Annotated in this window: 2 protein-coding genes; one reads left to right on the top strand and one right to left on the bottom strand. The window is 55.4% G+C overall.

Annotated features, from left to right (window positions below; all coding sequences use genetic code 11):
• Positions 1 to 1,123: hypothetical protein (locus WA354_RS10650; protein ID WP_472812987.1), on the bottom strand; the 1,123-nt coding region annotated here is incomplete at its 3' end.
• Between the two features lie 164 nt (positions 1,124 to 1,287).
• Between WA354_RS10650 and WA354_RS10645 the strand changes: the two genes are divergently transcribed.
• On the top strand, positions 1,288 to 1,449 hold the full coding sequence (locus WA354_RS10645) for a helix-turn-helix domain-containing protein (RefSeq protein WP_472812988.1): 162 nt from the start codon (positions 1,288 to 1,290) through the stop codon (positions 1,447 to 1,449).
• The last annotated feature ends 71 nt before the right edge of the window (positions 1,450 to 1,520 follow it).

Raw genomic sequence — 1,520 nt, 5'->3', positions numbered from 1 at the left:
CCCATGTATGGATCACTTCGGGGGCTTGCCAGGCGCGGCGAAACAGATTCCGAATCGATTGCCAGTGCTCCATCGGGAATCGGAATGCGATTCCGTTCTCCCGCGCAAAGAAAAACACGCCCCTCTGCTCGTTTTCCACGATCGCCGTGTGCGCGTAGAAGTAGTAGCCTTGCCATTGGCAAAGGTCCCGCTCCAAATCGAGCTCCTCCAGCAGCCTTCGGAACTCCGCAATCCTCGGGTATCCAACCACCGGATACCGCGGGGTAAGGGTTCCGGGAAACTGCAAACGAGGGGAGAATTCATTCCCCTCTTCCCGCACCAGATCGAGGCGGTATTCGCCTTCTTCCAACGAGGGCAATGCCGGCTGAACCGCAAGCTCAAAATCCTCGTCGTCTGTCTCCGAAGGCACCTTCTCTCGCAGGGGTTTTCGGTGAAGCGAATAGTGGCCGCGCGCGCACACCCGCCACAGGGCCGACCAGTGCGGCCAAAGCGCCTCGTTCAGCTTCTCGATATTTGAGAACTTTTCCTCATCGAGAAGTGTGTAGAGATTGCGAACCGCAAGTAGCGGTTTTCGTCGCTTTTGAGCCGGGTTCCTCAGCATCTGAATGGTGCGCGTCACCACCCGGCGAACATCATCGCTTCCAATGTCCTCAATCTCTTTGGCATCGACCTGTTTGTCCCCAGGAAGAGTCCGCAAGTATAGGGAATCCAGTGGGGACTTCTTCGGTCTCCGTGCGATGGCGTAAGCGGCGAGAAATGCCTCCAGGATTTCAGCCAGGGACTCGTAGGAAATCTGGCCTTGTGCGGTATTCATAAATGACTCTGCTCCCGCCGCACAGTAATGGGCTACCACTGTCCACTCCGCCTGCGAAAGCGGGAGTCCTGAGTCCGTCTTCCCACGAATTCTCAGCAGGGAATCCGTCGGCTCACTGAGCAGGTTTACCAACTCAAGACGGTCGTCTCGGGCAGACTCCAGAAGCTGCTTTGCCGCCTCCGATGTCGAGACATTCTGGCCGCTCTTGAGGGATATGATTTTCCTTAAGGTCTCAAGTCTTAAGCGCAGGGCATCGGAGATGCGAATGGAGATCACTGGCTGCTGCGATGTCGCGGCGTTCTCTGCCATGTAGTCCTCTCTTGGGTGGCTACAATAGATAAAAACGTAACGTTACCTATTGACTCTATGTGTACACTGCGATATTGTCAAGTGCGAGGTCATAGTCGAGGTGCACATTGCACGAAGCGAAGCCCCCAGTCTTTGCATCCGATCCCATCGAACCCTTGCTCGACGTGAGCAGAGCTGCTCATTTGCTGGGCATTTCGGTTAAGACCTTGCGTGACTGGATTCAGGGTCGTAGGATCGACTACGTGAAAGTGGGCACACGAGTCATGATTCGCCCGGAAACCATCCGTCAATTTGTGACAAGCAACACCCGACGCGCGGCAGGCTGATGAAAGTATTCAAACGCTCCGGAAGCTCGTACTACGCCTACAAGTTCCAGTACCGCGGCAAGGAATACTAC

This window comes from Occallatibacter sp. (assembly GCF_049802275.1).
Classification (GTDB): domain Bacteria; phylum Acidobacteriota; class Terriglobia; order Terriglobales; family Acidobacteriaceae; genus Telmatobacter.
The sequence above is the reverse complement of the archived record's forward strand: the minus strand, read 5'-3'. Positions and strand labels throughout refer to the sequence as shown.